At 63.1% G+C, this 17,986-nt stretch carries 15 protein-coding genes; 4 read left to right on the forward strand and 11 right to left on the reverse strand.

Annotated elements, in window-relative coordinates:
• Positions 1-31: 31 nt before the first annotated feature.
• From BA190_RS15620 to BA190_RS15630, 3 genes are all read right to left on the reverse strand, one after another.
• Positions 32-2,272: a xanthine dehydrogenase family protein molybdopterin-binding subunit gene (locus BA190_RS15620; protein WP_082979769.1), complete on the reverse strand. Its 2,241-nt coding sequence runs from the start codon at positions 2,270-2,272 to the stop codon at positions 32-34.
• Positions 2,273-2,286: 14 nt separating this feature from the next.
• Complete coding sequence (locus BA190_RS15625; RefSeq protein WP_068289035.1) at positions 2,287-2,739, reverse strand: (2Fe-2S)-binding protein; 453 nt, start codon at positions 2,737-2,739, stop codon at positions 2,287-2,289.
• Positions 2,740-3,160: 421 nt separating this feature from the next.
• Positions 3,161-3,619 carry an Lrp/AsnC family transcriptional regulator gene (locus BA190_RS15630; RefSeq protein ID WP_068289037.1) on the reverse strand — a complete coding sequence of 153 codons (459 nt, stop codon included), beginning with the start codon at positions 3,617-3,619 and terminating at the stop codon, positions 3,161-3,163.
• 123 nt (positions 3,620-3,742) lie between these two features.
• Between BA190_RS15630 and BA190_RS15635 the strand changes: the two genes are divergently transcribed.
• From BA190_RS15635 to BA190_RS15645, 3 genes are all read left to right on the forward strand, one after another.
• Complete coding sequence (locus tag BA190_RS15635; protein WP_068289040.1) at positions 3,743-4,792, forward strand: ornithine cyclodeaminase; 1,050 nt, start codon at positions 3,743-3,745, stop codon at positions 4,790-4,792.
• Between the two features lie 349 nt (positions 4,793-5,141).
• Positions 5,142-6,074, forward strand: coding sequence for a citrulline utilization hydrolase CtlX (ctlX, locus tag BA190_RS15640; RefSeq protein WP_068289045.1), 933 nt, complete (start codon positions 5,142-5,144; stop codon positions 6,072-6,074).
• 457 nt (positions 6,075-6,531) lie between these two features.
• Positions 6,532-7,587: a hypothetical protein gene (locus BA190_RS15645; protein ID WP_068289048.1), complete on the forward strand. Its 1,056-nt coding sequence runs from the start codon at positions 6,532-6,534 to the stop codon at positions 7,585-7,587.
• Positions 7,588-7,619: 32 nt separating this feature from the next.
• On the opposite strand, the gene BA190_RS15650 is transcribed toward BA190_RS15645, so the two are convergent.
• The gene (locus BA190_RS15650) at positions 7,620-9,671 is read right to left on the reverse strand and encodes a hypothetical protein (protein ID WP_156771530.1); all 2,052 of its coding nucleotides are present in this window, start codon (positions 9,669-9,671) and stop codon (positions 7,620-7,622) included.
• Between the two features lie 276 nt (positions 9,672-9,947).
• A complete protein-coding gene (locus BA190_RS15655; RefSeq protein ID WP_068289057.1) occupies positions 9,948-10,895 on the reverse strand; it encodes a DMT family transporter in 948 nt (315 codons plus the stop codon).
• Positions 10,896-11,394: 499 nt separating this feature from the next.
• Here BA190_RS15655 and BA190_RS15660 point away from each other — a divergent pair, with 499 nt between their 5' ends.
• A complete protein-coding gene (locus tag BA190_RS15660; protein WP_245314744.1) occupies positions 11,395-12,294 on the forward strand; it encodes an alpha/beta hydrolase in 900 nt (299 codons plus the stop codon).
• Positions 12,295-12,557: 263 nt separating this feature from the next.
• On the opposite strand, the gene BA190_RS15665 is transcribed toward BA190_RS15660, so the two are convergent.
• The 6 genes from BA190_RS15665 to BA190_RS15690 form a co-directional block, all read right to left on the reverse strand.
• Complete coding sequence (locus BA190_RS15665; RefSeq protein WP_068289060.1) at positions 12,558-13,517, reverse strand: arginase family protein; 960 nt, start codon at positions 13,515-13,517, stop codon at positions 12,558-12,560.
• 222 nt (positions 13,518-13,739) lie between these two features.
• The gene (locus BA190_RS15670; protein ID WP_068289063.1) at positions 13,740-14,432 is read right to left on the reverse strand and encodes an ABC transporter permease; all 693 of its coding nucleotides are present in this window, start codon (positions 14,430-14,432) and stop codon (positions 13,740-13,742) included.
• Positions 14,429-15,118, reverse strand: coding sequence for an ABC transporter permease (locus BA190_RS15675; protein WP_068289066.1), 690 nt, complete (start codon positions 15,116-15,118; stop codon positions 14,429-14,431). The genes BA190_RS15670 and BA190_RS15675 overlap by 4 nt, the downstream gene beginning before the upstream one ends.
• Positions 15,119-15,124: 6 nt before the next feature.
• Complete coding sequence (locus BA190_RS15680; protein WP_068289069.1) at positions 15,125-15,904, reverse strand: transporter substrate-binding domain-containing protein; 780 nt, start codon at positions 15,902-15,904, stop codon at positions 15,125-15,127.
• A gap of 123 nt (positions 15,905-16,027) precedes the next feature.
• Complete coding sequence (locus BA190_RS15685; RefSeq protein ID WP_068289073.1) at positions 16,028-16,798, reverse strand: ABC transporter ATP-binding protein; 771 nt, start codon at positions 16,796-16,798, stop codon at positions 16,028-16,030.
• A gap of 246 nt (positions 16,799-17,044) precedes the next feature.
• Positions 17,045-17,956, reverse strand: a complete 912-nt coding sequence (locus BA190_RS15690; RefSeq protein ID WP_068289076.1) for a LysR substrate-binding domain-containing protein — start codon at positions 17,954-17,956, stop codon at positions 17,045-17,047.
• Positions 17,957-17,986 lie beyond the last annotated feature (30 nt).

The raw sequence follows: 17,986 nt of genomic DNA on the forward strand, positions 1-17,986 counted from the left end.
CCTTTCCCCCGGCGTACGCGCCCGTGGGTCCTCACCCGGTCTTCAGCGCATCCATGTCGATCGGCAGGGTGCGCACGCGCTTGCCGGTGGCGGCGAAGACGGCGTTGGCGACGGCCGGGCCGACGGCGACCGTCGCCGTCTCCCCGATGCCGCCGGGGGCCTCGGCGCTCTTGACCAGATGGGTCTCGATGACAGGCACCTCGTCGATGCGCATGGGCAGATAGGTGTCGAAATTGCCCTGCTCCACCCGGCCGTCCTTCAGGGTGATGGCGCCGTGCAGCGCCGCCGTGAGGCCGAAGATCGCCCCGCCCTCGACCTGCGCGGCGATGGTGTCCGGATTGACCTGCAGGCCGCAATCGACGGCGCAGACGAGGCGATGCACCTTGAGCGTGCCGTCGGCCGCCGTCTCCACCTCGGCCACCATCGACATGAAGCTGCCGAAGGCGAACTGCACCGAGACGCCGCGCCCGCGCCCCTTGGGCAGGGGCTGGCCCCAGCCCGCCTTCTCCGCCGCCAGCGTCAGCACGCCGAGCGCCCGCGGATTATGGGCGAGCAGCTCCTTGCGATAGGCGACCGGGTCCGCCTTGGCGGCGGCGGCCAGCTCGTCCATGAAGCTCTCGACCACGAAGACATTGTGCGTCGGCCCGACGCCGCGCCACCAGGAGGTCGGGATGCCGGGCGGCTCGACCCGGACATAGTCGACATGGATGTTGGGCAGGGCGTAGGGCGGCTCGGCTGCCGCCTCCACCGCATCGGAATCGATGCCGTCCTTGAAGGCCGGCGGGAAGTAGCGGGCCAGGATCGAGGAGCCCGAAATGCGATGGGTCCAGGCCACCGGCTTGCCCGCGGCGTCGAGCCCCGCCGACATCCGGTCGAAATAATAGGGCCGGTACATGTCGTGCTGGATGTCCTCCTCGCGGCTCCAGACCACCTTCACCGGCCCGTCGACCTGCTGGGCCACCTTGACGGCGCGCGCCACGCCGTCCGCCTCCAGCCGGCGCCCGAAGCCGCCGCCGATCAGGTGGTTGTAGACCTTGACCTTGTCCTTGGGCAGGCCGGTGATCTCGGCCGCGACCGCCTGCGCCATGGTGGGCACCTGCGTGCCGACCCAGACCTCGCAGCCATCCTTGCGCACATGCACGGTGCAGTTCATCGGCTCCATGGTGGCATGGGCGAGGAACGGCACCTGGTAGATGGCCTCGAGCTTCGTGGCGGCGCCGGCCAGCGCCTTGGCGGTATCGCCCTCGTTGCGGGCGACCGCGCCCGGCTGCTTGGAGGCCTCGGTGAGCTGGCTGACGATCTCAGCGCTGTCGACCTTGGCGTTCGGCCCGTCGTCCCAGGTGATGTTGGCGGCGGCGAGGCCCTTCTTGGCCGCGCCCATATGGTCGGCGACCACGGCGACGGCATCGTCGGTCTTGACCACCTGCCTGACGCCCTTGACGGCCAGCACCGCCTTGTCGTCCACGGATTTGGGCTTGCCGCCGAACACCGGCGAGATGGCGATGGCGGCGACCTTCATGCCGGGCAGCTTGACGTCGATGCCGAACTCGGCCTTGCCGACCACCTTGTCCGGCGTATCCAGGCGCTTGGCCGGGGTGCCCAACAGCTTGAAGTCCTTGGGGTCCTTGAGCTTGAGGCTCTCGGGCGTGGGAACCGGCATGGCGGCGGCCTCGTCGGCGAGCTCGCCATAGCCGAGCGTGGCATTATCGGCCGGATTGAGCACGGCGCCGTCGCGGGCCGTCAGCTTGGCCGCATCGACGTTCCAGCGCTTGGCGGCGGCGGCGACCAGCATGGTGCGGGCGGCGGCGCCGGCCTGCCGCAAGGGCTGCCAGAAGGCGCGTATGGTGGTGGAGCCGCCCGTCGCCTGGCTGCCGAGCAGGGCATTGCCGTAGAGCTTGTCGTCGGGCGGGGCATGTTCGAGCTTGACCTGGTGGAGGCCGACTTCCAGCTCCTCGGCCAGCAGCATGGCCTGGGCGGTGTAGACGCCCTGGCCCATCTCGACCATCGGCATCACCAGCGTCACCAGGCCCTGGCGGTCGATGCGGATGAAGGCGTTGGGGGCGAAGTCCTTGGCCTCGGCCGCGGCGACCGGCGATCCGGCCAGCGGCGGTAGAGCGAGGGTGAGAACGAAGCCGCCGCCGATGGCGGCTCCCGCCTTCAGGAAGGCGCGGCGATCCAGCTCTTTGTTTTGACGCGTTTTCTTAATCGAAAAGTCTGTCAACTTTTCTGGGAAACGCTGTTGGCGTGAATATGTATCGGTACCGTCGGGCATGATCCCTTCCTCCCTCAAGCAGCGGCGTGATGGATGGCGGCGCGGATACGCTGATAGGTGCCGCAGCGGCAGACATTGCCGGACATGGCGGCATCGATGTCCTCGTCGCTCGGCTTGGGCGTGGCGGTGAGCAGGGCCGCGGCCGACATCAGCTGGCCGGACTGGCAATAGCCGCACTGCACCACTTCGAGATCGAGCCAGGCCTGCTGCAGGGCCTTGCCCTGCGGGGTCTGCCCGATCGCCTCGATGGTGGTGACGGCGCTCTCGCCGACGCTTTCCAGCGGCGTGATGCAGGAACGCGTCGCCGTGCCGTCGACATGCACGGTGCAGGCGCCGCACAGCGCGGCACCGCAGCCGAACTTGGTGCCGGTCATGCCCAGAATGTCACGCAGCACCCATAAGAGCGGCGTGTCGCCATCGGCATCGATGGTGTGGGCGGTCCCGTTGATCTTGATGGTATAGGCCATGGCAGTCTCCCGCGAGTCGGAAGGGCATATCCCCTCCTTGGAGTCGTTCCAGACAATCAGCCTAGGCCTGCCGGGGCAAGGGTTCAATCGATCACAAGCCGGTGTGGGGTTTGGAACGCCTGCAAGTTGCCCGATGCACGGATCTCTCGCGTCACAGATAAAGCGCGGAAATCCTTCCCCGGCTTCGGGGAAGTCCGGAACATCTTCGTAAACGAAGATGTTCCTTCCATCGCTGTATGGCAGCGACGGAAGGGGGAGAGTGGCGCCGACCTGTCAACTCCAGGGGCATTTGCGCCACGCTCCCCCACCCGGCCCTTCGGGCCCAGCGCACACAAACTGTGTGCGCGATCTCCCCGAAGTCGGGGAGGGATAGTCGAGCCTCTTCCTGCTGAGCGGAATGCGCGAAGCCCGTAGCCACCCCTCACACGCTGCTCAGCAGCAGGCTCGTCTCGCTGTTCGAGACCCCGTCGATCAGCCGGACCTCGCGCAGCACGCGGTCGAATTCGGCGAGACTCGCGGCGCGGATGTTGGCGACGAGGTCCCAGTTGCCGTTGGTGGTGTGCAGCGTGTGCACCTCGGGCAGGCCGCGCAGCTTGCGGATGACCTGCGTGGTCGACTTGCCGACCACCTCGATCATCATCACCGCATGCACGGCGTTCATGTCGTAATCCTCGCGCACGCGGGCGGTGAAGCCAAGCAGCGTGCCGGTTTCGATCAGGCGGTCGAGCCGGTTCTGCACCGTGCCGCGCGCCACCCCCAGCGCATCGGCGAGCTTGGAGAGCGAGGCCCGGCCATCGGTGCGCAGATGCGCGATGATGCCGCGGTCGAGCGCATCGGGAATATATTTGACCGTCTCGGCGTCCCGCCCCGTCACTGACATTTTTTGCAATCCGACCTGGCAATCTGTTCAATGGACTGACGGTTCTAGCACAGGATTGCGATTTCGGTGAACATCCGGACGGCCTAGGCTTAAGGACAACATTGACCGTTCAGGGATTTTTCGATGACCGCTCCCCTGCCCTCGCAGAAGGCGATGGTGCCTTTCGTCAGCGTCGAGAACATGATGCGCCTCGTCCACCATCTCGGCATCGAGCGGGTGCTGGCCGAACTGACCGACCTGATCGAGGAGGATTTCGGCCGCTGGGAGAGCTTCGACAAGACCCCGCGCGTCGCCAGCCATTCGCGTGACGGCGTGATCGAGCTGATGCCGACCTCGGACGGCACCATCTACGGCTTCAAATATGTCAACGGCCACCCGAAGAACACCGCCGAGGGCCTGCAGACGGTCACCGCCTTCGGCCTGCTCGCCGATGTCGCCACCGGCTATCCCGTGCTCTTGACCGAGATGACGCTGCTGACGGCGCTGCGCACCGCGGCGACCTCGGCCATGGCCGCCCGCCACCTCGCCCCCAAGGGCGGGAAGGTGATGGCGATGATCGGCAACGGCGCCCAGGCCGAGTTCCAGGCCCTCGCCATGAAGGCGGTGTGCGGCATCGACACCGTCAGGCTCTACGACATCGACCCACGCGCCACGCAGAAGGCCGCCCGCAACCTTGAGGGCAGCGGCCTCACCGTCATCCCCTGCACCTCCTCGCAGCAGGCGATCGAGGGCGCCGCCATCGTCACCACCTGTACCGCCGACAAGCAGTTCGCCACCATCCTCACCGACAACATGGTCGGCCCCGGCATCCACATCAACGCCATCGGCGGCGACTGCCCCGGCAAGACCGAGCTGCACAAGGACATCCTCGCGCGCGCCGACTGCTTCGTGGAATATCCGCCGCAGACCTGGATCGAGGGCGAGATCCAGCAGATGGACCGCTCCTACCCGATCACCGAGCTCTGGCAGGTCGTCACCGGCCAGGTGCCGGGCCGGCGCGACGAGCGCCAGATCACCCTGTTCGACAGCGTGGGCTTCGCCATCGAGGACTTCTCGGCCCTGCGCTATCTGCGCAACCAGATCGTCGGCACCGATTTCTACCAGGAGCTCGACATGATCGCCGATCCCGACGACCCGCGCGACCTCTTCGGCATGCTGCAGCGCGCCCGCTGAGGAGGACCAGAGATAGACGGTCGGCTGCTTTGCTGCGGGCCGTCATGGCTTGGCGTTCGTCCAACGACGGTCGCGCCGCCCCTCACCCTTACCCTCTCCCCGCAAGGGCGGGGCGAGGGGGACTTCGGCGGCATGCTCGAGCATGAACGGTCTCATCTCGCCCAACCGTCGGGCGAGACGGGAGGCCTGAGAATGAAGCCGCAGCGCCTGTGCCCCCTCGCCCCGCCCTTGCGGGGAGAGGGTAAGGGTGAGGGGCAGCACAGCCCCATGCGCAATCACCCCAGAACCCAATCCACCCCCTATCCCACCACACCACCCGAACCAACGCGACAGCCCTCCGGAGCCCCCCATGTCCAAGCGCCCTGCCTTCTCGGTCCAGGCCCCCTCCGCCGTGGTGATGGTTCGCCCGCACCATTTCACCGTCAACACCGAGACGGCGGCCGACAATCATTTCCAGGTCGCGGGCAGCAGCGGGGAAGACCTCGCCCCGCTCGCTCATGCCGAGATCACCAGGGCCGCGCAGACCCTGTCGGCCCACGGCGTCACCGTGCATCTGTTCGAGGACGAAAGCCTGGAAACCCCGGATTCGGTGTTTCCCAACAACTGGTTCTCCACCCACGCCGGCGGCCATGTCGCCCTCTATCCGATGAAGGCGCCGAGCCGGCGGCGCGAGCGCCGGGCCGACGTCATCGAGATGCTGAAGACCGATTACCGCGTGCAGGAGGTCATCGACTATTCCGGCCTCGAGCCCGACGGCCTGTTCCTGGAAGGCACCGGCGCCATGGTGCTCGACCATATCGACAGGGTGGCCTATGCCGTGCGCTCCGACCGCACCGACCCGATCGCCCTCGAGCGCTTCTGCACCCATTTCAACTTCGAGCCGATGGCCTTCGACGCCCGCGACGGCAAGGGCGCCGCCATCTACCACACCAATGTCCTGATGTGCATCGCCACCGATTTCGTGCTGATCGGCCTCGACATGATCGTCGACGCCGCCCGCAAGCGCGAGATCGTCGCCCGCCTCGAACGCTCCGGCCGCGACGTGCTGGCGCTGAGCAACCGCCAGATCGAGAACTTTGCCGGCAACGCAATCGAATTGCAGGGCAAGGAGGGCCGCGTCCTCGCGCTCTCGACCACCGCGCTGGCAGCCCTGACGCCCGAGCAGCGCGCCCTCATCGAGCAAAGCGCCATTTGCGTCGCGCTCGACATCCCCACCATCGAACGGGCGGGGGGATCGGTGCGGTGTACGCTGGCGGGGGTGCATCTCACGCCGAGGGGGTGAGGGATGGGACGCTTTTCAGAGGGCCCAATGGCCCCTTTGCTCCAAGAGCTGTCACGAATACAGGCTTAAGCGAATATTCCAAATGAGGCCGGGAGCTGAATGTCTACTCTCGGGATACCAGAGATTAAAGCTACTGTTCCGACGCCGCCTCATTGAAGCCGTTGCGATCTGAAATCAGCACTTACTAAAACGACCATTCGCCTTTATTCGATATAAATTTTCAGCCTACCGAGTAAGTCTGCTACCTTATTGAAGCTTCGACAATAGTACGTTGCGTCTTATTCACCGTTTTCCTGCTATGAGGCCAGCAATAACTAAATGAATAGTTGCTGCAGGTTTCACGTTGCGCAAAAATATTCTTTTATGAGATCGCTTCGTGTTCGACCACCTCTCAGCCCTGATGTAAGCTGCGATCACGATTACGATGGATATCGCTAAATCACAGAAGGCGACTTCAATGCCGATTATTGACGCAGGAGCCTATTCCCAGACTAACACCGAATATTTGCTAACGATGCTCATCGACCTGTCTGGCGATGATAAGTTCTACGAGAAGAACGATGTCTTCTTCTTTAATATCTATCTTGGCGATAAATACATCTCATTTCCCGGAGTAATAAATCATTTCCATGTGTGTAGATACATGGACTACGGTTATCTATTCGCAATTTTTCATACTGTTCTTAGAAAAGACGTAATTGGAGACAATGTCTCTTTTCCAGATTATGAGGATACATGCCTAACTTTACTTTGGACAGCACAAGAAGATTGCAATGATCACATCACTGCTGCTCTAAATTATGCAAATGAGGTGATCCAAAACATGGAATTCGCGACAGGTAAGGCAATACCAGTTGGTTTAGGAGAAATCCAAAGACAGTCAAATTTCGAGGTGGCACATGTTAAAGTGATCGAAGGGATCGTTGATCGAATCTCGCTCCAGCACGAACGATTGCATATCCCAACCCTTTCGCCACAGATTGCTCCGATTCTAAATGCCCTGATGGGCTTTGATGACGAATATGAGAAGATCAGGGACACGGAACCCGTTAAATTGGTCAACCATGCGGGTCGTTGGCAACAGAAAGCTATTCGTGCCCATGGAAATGGCGAGTACGCTGACTGCGTTGTTTGTTCTGCGATATGGGCGGAGACATTCCTTGTCCGCATAACCGCCGAACTTATGGCTTTAGATGGCGATCCCATCGCGAACCTCAAGGCAGAGATGCAACGAGGTATTCCCCAATTCCTGAATCGATACCTCGGATCGAAGTTCCTCAAAGGAAATTGGGATCACACATCAGAGGCTACCAAGGTCGGAAAATGGTACCAGATGGCTTATGGGCTTCGCAGCCGCGTCATGCATGAAGGATATATGCCAACGAGCAACGAGGCATATGATTGCTACGAAACGACACACGAATTCGTTCGCCAAGTAAGCAAAGAAATTGGTGAGTTGAAAGACCCGAAGCTCTCTGTCGTAACGAGATTCTTTAAACACATGCCTGTATAGATTTTTATAAAACTATAAATTTTCCGATCTTACTAGGCTATGTCGCGACTCCTACTGAGCCCAGCCGCACTTATACTCGCCTGATTCCGGAGCCAAGCGTCGTTGATCAGATCGCGCCATTGTACAACCTCAATGGACCCTCGGTAGGCGTTCAGTAGCGGCCGGATTCTGCCTTCACCGTTCGCGGTGGTCTGCCATCCAGATAATTGATGGACGAGATCGCCGACGATGTCGGCAACTACGTAGCAATAGAAGATGCAGTCATCCGCGACGCGTATGCGCTCTCGCGAAAAACTCTCTATCTCACCATTCTTCAACTGCGACAGGTACTTGATTATTTGGACCTCGATCTGGTCTTCGACGCCCTTATAGTCCTTTCGTCCCGGCCGCTTGAATTCCACAATCATCATCTTCCGCAATGGTTCAGAGATATCGACGTTGTCGGGGTCCCCATCGGGATCTGTGACACCTAAGCCGTAGGCCAAATTCCAGACGATTAGGTCTGATCGAAAATCTGTTCCGCCCTCTTTCAGAAGAACATCGAGCCGCTTATCCGATGAGAATGCGCGGGTGAATGCAAGCCGCTCGTCTACGATCCAAAGATCGTGCGCCCGGCTCTTTCGCTCGTTGTGATCATCGCCCCGTATGCCCATGGGTACGATCAACGAGTGGAGGGACTTTTCCAGATGATAGTCATCCTCCTTGCCTTCGCGTTGACGGACACGCCGGATCATCTTGTCCACAAGTTCCAATACTAGCTTTCGGCGTACGACGTGCTGTGCCAGCGCTAGCTTTTCTGATGCATGAATGTCCGCCGCAGCTTTTAAGACAACATCACTGAAATTTGCCGAAACCGATGCCGAACTCTCAAGTTGGTCGATTATACCCTGCATTGCCACAGTGCGGCTCTCGTCACGTCGTATCTGATATTTCACCAACCCAGCAGCGAAGTCCTCCGGCTCAGTAGCATGGAACGGGACCCTATCAAGCTGTACCTCTGTTTCGTCAAAGCCATATATTGGATGTCGCCTGACGAAGGCTTCGTAGTTCTCCCTGCGTTCTTTCAGATATCCCGCTAGCTGATCAGGGAAGAATCTCGCTTTTACCTGATCGACGCAATGACGGGTAAGATCTTTGAGTGTCTTCTCAGGGATGTTAAAGGCCGTGCGCCCCTCGTTGACGCGTTTGTCCAGATAGTCGCCTGTCACGCATCCATGAAAGAATAGACCATCCTCACCTTGTGCTGACAGTGAACGAAGCCCGAGGAGATTATCGATTTTTCTCGACTCGACCGTCCGGCCGTCAGCAAGCAGGTGTAATTGATGATTCCCATCGAGCCCGGTACTAGCCTCTGGCCTACACGCGAAGCCGACGATCGACAACGTGCCGAAATCCTCAGTGTCGAAGTCACTTGTCTTCAACGGCTTACCTATGACGAGATCAGACACCTCCTTGGGGTATCGAGCGATCTGATCTCCGATCTGGACGACCACTTCCGGACCATTCCCCATTAAGAAGTCTGCGATGAAGTGAGCAGTGAAGTAACGAAGGAAGGTGTCGGCTCGCTTCGGGAAATGATGAATGTATTCGGCTCCACGGAGGCCAACGAACTGAATCAATGTGCCGTATCGATCCGCTGCCTCGCCTTTGGGATTATCGGTGACGATCTGCTCATCATTGTTCAGTTCGAAGCGAAAGGCGCGTCGCTTGTCGGCTCCGTTTTCATCGTATGAGCTCTCGACGCGGATACGACTAAATGCATCCAGCCAGAAAAGCCGTCCTACGCCCTTGCCGCCCTTCGCCTTCTTGAAGTCTGTATCGACCTCACAGAATGCCTTATATCGAGGATCATCGAGGCCGATGCCATTATCTTCGACTTCAATCCTGACCTTTGATGAATCACTGAGTTCCGTGATTCGGACATCAACTCGGCCTTTGTGGTCCGGGGTCAGCTTCTGCCGGTCTTCGATGGCAAACATCGCATTGCTAACCGCCTCGAATAGCGGCTGTAAACCTTGTGAATTGTTGGACGGCTTAGCGAGCTTCCGGACGCGGTTCTCAATATTCTCGGTAAGACTTGGCACAGTCTGCCCCCCCAATTCACTATCTCAGACGCTTCCCATTTTGTCACTTGGCCAACATGCGAGATTGTTTGCGAAATCCGCGAACTACGTGAGTCATCACAGTCTTATTCGGCTTCAGATACCAGTGGTGTTACTGCGCGGTCGGCTTTCACGAGATCCTAAAACCGTTGCCAACGTCCGAAACAGGCCGCTGAGCGGTCGTTTTGCTACGAGGTACGTGGAAGATCGCGAAGGGTCAAATGGCGTCGATGTCTCTCCGGCGTCCATCCATCCTCCTTAAACAACGTCGGGCCTTTGCTTGATCAATGCCGGCAACACCAGCCCGACAACGATAAAAGCCGCACCCCAGATGTCGTAGTCGTGCAGGCTTTCCCCGAGCAGGAGATAGGCGAGCAGGGCCACGAAGACGGTCTGCAGGTAGAGCAGCATGCTGGCACGGCCGGCGCCGAGTGCCTCGACGCTGCGATTGTAGAGATAATACATCAGCGCGCCGCCCGGCCCGGCCAGATAGGCGAGCGCCAGCAGGCCGTTGGCATTCAGGGCCGAGCCGCCGCCGGTCAGCTCCCACAGATAGAAAGGCAAGGCGGCAAGGGCGCCGGCGCCGAGCAGGACCACCACCGTGGGCAGCAGGGGGATGCCGAATCTGGCACGGCGCAGGAGCACGGTGTAGAGGCCCCAGCAGAAGGCGCTGCCGACGATCCACAATTCGCCGGCACTGAACTGCAGCCCCTCGAGCGCGCCGAGATCGCCATGGGCGACGATGACCAGCATGCCGGCCAGGGCGAGCAGCGCGCCGATGGCCTTCCACAGGCCGAGCGGTTCGCCCAACACGATGCGGGCAATCACCATGGTCATCACTGGTGACAGCGCCATGATGATGCCGGCCGTGGTCGCGTTGGTGGAATGGAGGCCCGTATAGATCATGCCCTGGCACAGGGTCAGTCCAACAGCGCCGACGATGAGGACCTCCAGCGCCCGCGAGCGAATCAAGGCGATGATCGCGCCGTAGTGGCGGTGCACGATCGGCAGCAGGATCGCGCAGGCCAGCAAGAGCCGACAGAAGCAGAGGGCCCAGGGGCCCATTTCCGGCGCCGCCCATTTGGCCGCGATGTAGACGCCGGCCGAAAGCAGCCAGCCCAGGACAGCGGTCGCGTAAGCGCTTGCAAGGGACAGGCCAGGGGCTGTATTCGCTTCGTCGGGGTGGGCTATCGGCAGCATCTGCATCTCCCTCTCCTCCCAGCACGCATGGGACCGGAGCAATTGCAGCGCCGCGTCGCCGGGTGCCGCTCTCCGGCCCGGCGCCCACCGGCGCTGTTCAATCCGCCCGGCCTGACGGGCAGCCATCCGATTTATTCAATCGGGATGGTTATCCGGCAATACAACGACGCTCCAGCATTACACCAACGGCATAGATGCTTGCCCGATCAAGCACCGTCATGGCGAGCGTAGCGAAGCAATCCAGGGCCGGAAGACGTGGTGGCCGTGGCTCCTGGATTGCTTCGCCATGCCAATCCTGCGGATCGGCAGAGCTCGCAATGACGCGTGGGTCAAACGTCGCGGCCGCTGGTATTACGCCGTCTCGAAAGATTAGAGCGTTCGCCGCCGCAAAAATAAGACGCGTTTCACCTCGGCCTCACTGCCGTAGCGTAAATTACGACTGATTGCGGCCATCGATTACCAGGCATAGTGTCACGATGCGCCAGTCTTTATCAAGGAGCATGCCGTGGCCGACCGCGAGCGCACCCTGCAGGAAATCGCCGCCATCCGCGACTTGCTGGCCTCCAAGCCCCGGCCGGTCGGATGGGGCGAGCGGCGCGCCCGGCTCGACGAGGTCGGCACACACTGGCCCGTGGCCGAGGACATCCTGTGCACGGGTGTCCTGTGCGACGGCGTCCCCGGCGAATGGTCGATGGCGCCGGGCAGCGAGGCGGAGAAGGTGCTGCTCTACTTCCATGGCGGCGGCTATTGCTCGGGCTCGATCAGGAGCCATCGCCGGCTGGTGACGGAAGCCGGCCGCGCGGCGCGCATGCGGACCCTGGCGATCGACTATCGCCGCGCGCCCGAACACCCGTTTCCGGCCCAGCACCAGGACGCACTCGCCGCATGGCGCTTCCTGCGGCGGCAGGGCGTCGCCGCCGAAGACATCGCGGTCGGCGGCGACAGTGCGGGCGGCAATCTCACTCTGGCCCTGATCGGCCGCCTGCACGCCGCCGGCGAGCCCCTGCCCCGCTGTGCCTGGCTGATTTCGCCCTGGACCGATCTCACCATGTCGGGCGCGACGCTCGCCGGCAAGGAGCCGATCGATCCGATCATCCACAAGGCCTATCTGGAGGAGCTTGCCGCCGCCTATGTCCCGGCGGGGACGGACCGTGGCGACCCGCTCATCTCGCCCTTGTTCGCCGACCTGCGCGGCTTCCCGCCGCTGCTGATCCAGGTTGGTTCGGCCGAGACGTTGCTGTCGGACGCAACGCGGCTTGCCGAGGCAGCGGGGAGCGCGGATGTGCCGGTGCGGCTCGAGATCTGGCCGCATATGATCCACGCCTGGCCCGTCTGGAACGCCGGCCTGGAAGACGGCCGGCGTGCGCTTTGCGCCGCGGGTGACTTCATGAGGAACGCCGGGTAGTAGACCCGCGCGCCAAGGGCGCGACCCGTCATCCCCGGCCGTATCCTCACAAGCTCCGCTTGTGAGCGACAGCGAGGGGAAGGGGATCCAGGGGCCAACAGACGTGAACCACAGCCCCTGGATCCCCTTCCCGGGGTCTTCGACCCCGCCGGGGATGACGGGTCAAGCTTCATGAGGCCTGGTATGAGCCGGCCAGCGATTGAGAACGGCAGCCTTTCATACGGGTGCCGCCGGCTCTGCACCGGCGGCCGTCCTCTCGCCCCTCACGCCCGCTGCCGTGCAATCACGCCCAGCGCCGTGGTGATCGCCCTTGCAAACGTCAGCGCGCCGATGCCGTCCACATCGCGCTCGGGCATGAATTCCACGAAGTCCATCGCCTCGATGCGGCCGCGGCGGGCGGCGCCCTTGATGAGGTCGACGAGCTGGTAGTAGGTGAGGCCCCCCGGGGCGCGGCCGATGACGCCGGGCACCAGAGCCGGGTCGAGGGCGTCGGCGTCGATGCAGATGACGATGCGGCTGCCTTCGGGGATGAGGTCGAGAGCGGCTTCGACGCCCTGGCGGTGCAGGTCATAAGCCGGCACGAATTTGACGCCCCAGGCCAGCGCATCCTCATAGTCGCTGGTCGCGGCCGAGCCGATGCCGCGGGCGCCCACCTGGATGATGCGCTCGATATGGGGCATTTCCGACGCCCGGCGCATGGTGGAGGACAGGCCGAGGCGCTCGTCCATATGCACCTCGCGCCAGTCGATATGGGCATCGATCTGCAGGATGGTGTAGCGGGCGCCCTCCTCCGCCCCCAGGGCTTCGAGCATGGGGATGGGGATGGAATCGTCGCCCCCCAGCACGATCGGCACCGCACCGCGGGCGCGGATGGCCTTGACGGCGGCGGCGATGGCGGCGCGGTTGGCGGCGCCGTCATTCTCGTCATAGGGCAGGTTGCCGCAATCGACGGCACGCAGGCGCGGCTCCGGGAAGACCTTGCCGCCATTGTCGAAATCGTGGCGGTCGACATTGGCGGTGAAGGCGGCGGTGGCGCGGCGCAGGGCGTCGGGCGCGTTGCGGCAATAGGCGCCGACGGAGCGGTAGGGCGTGGCGCAGGGCGCGCCGATCAGGGCGATCGGGGCGGTGAGTTCAGCGAGGTCGCGGCACTCCTCCAGGCCGAGGAAGGTGAGCGTATCGGCCGCCGCGCCGAACAGCGCGCCGAGATCGGCTTTCTGGTTCATGATAAGGGTCCTTCATGCGGGCCGCCCTGGGGCGGCATCGGGTTGGAAAAACGGGGGAAATCGGCGGGCGGCGCGCAGCGCCAATGCCGGCGGCGTTGAAATCAGAGCTGGCATTCCCGGCGCCGCCGCAGGCGGCGGGAAGGGAATCCAGGGGCCAGGGATGACAGCGGTGATTGCCTGGACCGGCCGGCGTTTGCGGGTACTGGCATTGCGGAAAACGCCTCAGGATGGGCGCACGTCGAGGTAGCCGGCCCAGCGGCGCTCGACGAGGCGAAAGGCGCCGACCAGGACGAAGGTCAGGACGAGGTAGACGATCGCGGCCGCGACATAGGGCTCGAACTGGATGTAGTAGTTCAGCGTGATCATGCGGGCGACGCCGGTGGTCTCCAGCAGGGTGACGGTGCTGGCGAGCGAGGTGGCGTGCAGCATCATGATGGTCTCGTTGCCGTAGAGCGGCAGCGCCCGCGTCAGCATCGCCGGCACCAGGATGCGCCGCGCCCGCGTCCAGTCGGACATGCCATAGGCGGTGGCGGCCTCCACCTCGCCGGGCGGGATGTGGCGCAGCGCCCCGGCGAAGATCTCGGTGGTGTAGGCGGTGGTGTTGAGCACGAAGGCGATCAGCACGCAGACGAGCGGGCTGGAGAGCCAGGGCCAGAGCAGGCTCTGGCGCACCAGCTCGAACTGGGCGAGGCCGAAATAGATCAGGAAGAGCTGCACCAGAAGCGGCGTGCCGCGGAAGACCAGCGTGTAGGCGAAGATCAGGCTGCGGATCAGCCGGTTGGCGCTGTTGCGCGCGAAGGAAAGCGGGATGGCGAGGCAGAAGGAGATCGCCAGGGACGCGACGGTGAGGATCAGCGTCAGCTGGGCGCCTTCGGCATAGAGGCCGAGATTTTCGGCAATGACGTCCCAGTTCATGGCGCCAGCTTCCTTGTGCCGAGTTCGTAGCGCCGCGCCAGCCAGGCCAGCACCAGCATGGAGAGGATGGTGATGGCGAGATAGAAGCCGCCGGCGACCAGGTAGAAGGTGAAGGGCTTGCCGGTGGCCTCGGCCGCCCCCTTGGCGCGGAACATCACGTCCTGCAGGCCGATGAGCGAGACCAAAGCCGTCGCCTTGACCAGCACCAGCCAGTTGTTGGTGAAGCCGGGCAGCGCCAGGCGGATCATCTGCGGCAGCACGATGCGGGTGAAGATGCGGGTGCGGCTGAGCCCATAGGCCTCGGCCGCCTCGATCTGGCCGCGCGGGATGTTGAGGAGCGCGCTCTTGAAGGTCTCGGTCATATAGGCGCCGAAGATCAGCCCGAGCGTGGCGATGCCGGCGCCCAGCGGGGAGAACTCGACCTGGATGTCGAAGCCGAGCCATTCGGCGACCTGGCCGATGAAGGAGGGCAGGCTGTAGAAGACCAGCAGCATCATCACGAGATCGGGGATGCCGCGCACCACGAAGGTGTAGATCCCCGCAATGGCCGCCAGCGTCCTATGGCGCGAGACCTTGCACAGGGCCGCGCCGAGGCCGAGCAGGACGGCCACCACCAGCGAGGCGAAGGCCAGCAGCAGGGTGATCGCCCCTGCCGCCAGGATCGTGCGGACGAAATCGAGGACCATCTCCGGTCATTCGCCGAAATATTTGGCGTCCAGCGCCTTGAGCTTGCCGCTGTCCCTGAGGATGGCGAGGCCCTTGTTGATCTCGGCCACCAAGGCGGTGTTCTTCTTGCCGATGGCGATGGCGACGCCCTCGCCGAACTCCTTGGCGTCCTTGCCGGTGAGTTGCGGGCCGACCAGCTCGTAATCCTTGCCGGCATCCGACTTCAGGAAGCTGGCGGTGATCTGGGCCTGGTAGCTGATGTGCAGCTCGGCGCGGCCGGCGGTCAGCTCCAGATAGGGGGCGCTGCCGGTGTCGTAGCGCTTGATCACAGCCTTGGGGAAGTGGCTGGTGACATAGGCGTCCATCGGCGTGCCGGTCTGCACCGCGATGGTCTTGCCGGCCATGCCCTCCGGCGTGAACTCGAAGGAGGCGCCCTTCTTGGCCACGAAGCGGAAGATCGGGTGGTTGTAGATGTCGGAGAAGGCGATCACCTTGCGGCGCTTCTCGGTGACAGTGAGCTGGGAGATCAGCGCATCATATTTGCCGTCGATCAGGCCGGGGATCATGCCGTCCCAGGCGGCGTTGAAGATGTCGCAGTCGAGCTTGGCGGCCTCGCAGATCGCCTGCATCAACTCGACGTCGTAGCCGACCAGCTTGCCGTTGGCATCGATCGATTCGAAGGGCGGGAAGGTGGCGTCGGTGGCGATCTTGATCTTGTCGGCGGCCTGAGCGGTCAAGGCCTGGGCGCCGGAGGCGGCAAGGCCGAGCAGGAGGGCGGCGACGGCGTTTCTGATGCGAATGCTCATGATGGGTCTCTCGGGATGGGGTTTGTTTGCGGGAGCCGGTTTCCACCGGCCTTGGCCAGGCCGTAGGTTCTGTTGTCGCATCGTTTTTTCCGAAAACCGGCGTCCACTTTTCGGAACGATGCTTTAGTGCTGCAGACGCCCGGCAAGGAATTGCCGCAGCCTGTCGCTGCGGGCATCGGTGAAAACGGCTTCGGGCGGGCCCTCTTCCTCGATGGCGCCGTTGTGCAGGAAGACGACGCGGCTGGAGGCATGGCGGGCAAAGCCCATCTCATGCGTCACCACGATCATGGTGCGGCCCTCCTCGGCGAGGGACTGCATGACCTTGAGCACCTCGCTCACCAGTTCCGGATCGAGCGCCGAGGTCGGCTCGTCGAACAGCATCACGTCGGGGTTCATGCTGAGCGCCCGGGCGATCGCCACGCGCTGCTGCTGGCCGCCGGAGAGATGGGCGGGATAGCGCTGCAGCACCTCCTGGCCGAGGCCGACCTTGGCGAGATTGGCCTTGGCCCGCTCGGTCGCCTCCGCTCTGGAGACGCCCAGCACGCTGATCGGCGCCTCGATGACGTTGTCGATGACGCTCATATGCGACCACAGGCAGAAATTCTGGAACACCATGGCGAGGCGGCTGCGCATGCGCTGGAGCTGCCGCTTGTCGGTGGCCCTGAGGAAGCCGTCGCCATCCCTCACCGTCTTCAGCGCCTCGCCGTCGATGACGATGCTGCCGGCGGTGGGACGCTCGAGGAAATTGATGCAGCGCAGGAAGGTGCTCTTGCCTGAGCCGCTGGCCCCGATGATGCTGATGACGTCACCGGCCGCGGCCTGGAGCGACACGCCCTTGAGGACCTCGACCTTGCCATAGGATTTGCGGATACCGTCCACGGCCAGCTTGTGCATGCTTCTTTCCAATCCGGCCGCGTGCGTCCGCCACCAAGACCCCTCTCCTGCGCCGGACTTGTCCGTCCAATCGCCACGGCTTCATAAAATCAGAAGGCCGGCCCGGGGCAATTGATATTTGATCATCAAATAGATGACGTCATTTCATCTATTGTGCATTCCCAGAGCAGATTGCCTGCGAAGGAGGCATGGCCGAGCGGCCTATCCGGCCAATTCCTGAATGGATCTCAACTGTACACCATCCAGTTAACCGATCTCCCAGGCCGCGGCATCCTTGCCGAAGCGTGCGAGCAGCCAGCGCAGGAAGAGCCGCACGCCCGAGCGCTGCAGGCCGGCATGGGTGGAGACGACATACCAGCCGCCGAAAGCATCGATGGTGGTGGAGAAGGGCCGCAGCAGCGTGCCGTTCCTGACGTCGGCGCCCGAGAGCGTGTCGCTGGCCAGGGCGACGCCGGTGCCGTTGATGGCGAGGTCGATCGCCATGCCGAGATCGCTGCAATAGAGATGGCGGCTATAGGGGCCGAAATCCCGCTCCCCGGCCTCGGAGAGCCAGCGCCGCCATTCCGAACCGTCGTCCCAGTGCAGCAGGATGGCGCTGCGCAATTCCACCGGGCTGGTGATGCGCCGGCCGATGCGCTGGAACAAGGTCGGGCTGCAGACGGGCATGATGCTGACATGGGCGAGCTGCGCCGACCATTTGTCGTCCCAGCCGCCGGCGCCGAAGACGATGCCGATATCGGCATCCACCAGCTCATGGATGCGGTGGTTCTCGGTGAGCTTGATATGGCATTCGACGGCGAGGTGGTCCTGGCAGAAATCCGCGAGATTCTTGGCAAGCCAGCCGCTGGCGAACATCGGCGGGCAGGCAATGCCGATGCGCCCGCCATCCTGGTCCGCCTCCGACAGGCGCAGCGCCGTGTTGGTGATGTCCTGCAACGCGGCCGACACCGTCTTGGCGAACACCCGCCCGGCGTCGGTGAGCACCACGCCGCGGCCCGCCTTGTGGAAGAGCGGATAGCCCAGCACCTCCTCCAGCCGCCGCAGCTGGTGGCTGACGGCGCTGTCGGTCAAGGCGAGCTCGCCGGCGGCCCGGGTCAAGCTTTCATGGCGTGCCGCCGCCTCGAAGGTGCGCAGCACGCCGAGCGGCAGGTTACGCATCGCCGAGCCTCGTCATGACACCATCGCGCA

The organism is Labrys sp. WJW (genome assembly GCF_001676615.1).
Lineage (GTDB): Bacteria > Pseudomonadota > Alphaproteobacteria > Rhizobiales > Labraceae > Labrys > Labrys sedimenti.

What these genes read in the sequence shown, in the direction of transcription:
- BA190_RS15665 (WP_068289060.1), bottom strand. Translation starts at nt 13,517, where the DNA reads ATGAACCAGAAAGCCGATCTCGGCGCGCTGTTCGGCGCGGCGGCCGAT.
- BA190_RS15620 (WP_082979769.1), bottom strand. Translation starts at nt 2,272, where the DNA reads ATGCCCGACGGTACCGATACATATTCACGCCAACAGCGTTTCCCAGAA.
- ctlX (WP_068289045.1), top strand. Translation starts at nt 5,142, where the DNA reads ATGTCCAAGCGCCCTGCCTTCTCGGTCCAGGCCCCCTCCGCCGTGGTG.
- BA190_RS15655 (WP_068289057.1), bottom strand. Translation starts at nt 10,895, where the DNA reads ATGCAGATGCTGCCGATAGCCCACCCCGACGAAGCGAATACAGCCCCT.
- BA190_RS15680 (WP_068289069.1), bottom strand. Translation starts at nt 15,904, where the DNA reads ATGAGCATTCGCATCAGAAACGCCGTCGCCGCCCTCCTGCTCGGCCTT.
- BA190_RS15670 (WP_068289063.1), bottom strand. Translation starts at nt 14,432, where the DNA reads ATGAACTGGGACGTCATTGCCGAAAATCTCGGCCTCTATGCCGAAGGC.
- BA190_RS15690 (WP_068289076.1), bottom strand. Translation starts at nt 17,956, where the DNA reads ATGCGTAACCTGCCGCTCGGCGTGCTGCGCACCTTCGAGGCGGCGGCA.
- BA190_RS15675 (WP_068289066.1), bottom strand. Translation starts at nt 15,118, where the DNA reads ATGGTCCTCGATTTCGTCCGCACGATCCTGGCGGCAGGGGCGATCACC.
- BA190_RS15630 (WP_068289037.1), bottom strand. Translation starts at nt 3,619, where the DNA reads ATGTCAGTGACGGGGCGGGACGCCGAGACGGTCAAATATATTCCCGAT.
- BA190_RS15685 (WP_068289073.1), bottom strand. Translation starts at nt 16,798, where the DNA reads ATGCACAAGCTGGCCGTGGACGGTATCCGCAAATCCTATGGCAAGGTC.
- BA190_RS15635 (WP_068289040.1), top strand. Translation starts at nt 3,743, where the DNA reads ATGACCGCTCCCCTGCCCTCGCAGAAGGCGATGGTGCCTTTCGTCAGC.
- BA190_RS15625 (WP_068289035.1), bottom strand. Translation starts at nt 2,739, where the DNA reads ATGGCCTATACCATCAAGATCAACGGGACCGCCCACACCATCGATGCC.
- BA190_RS15645 (WP_068289048.1), top strand. Translation starts at nt 6,532, where the DNA reads ATGCCGATTATTGACGCAGGAGCCTATTCCCAGACTAACACCGAATAT.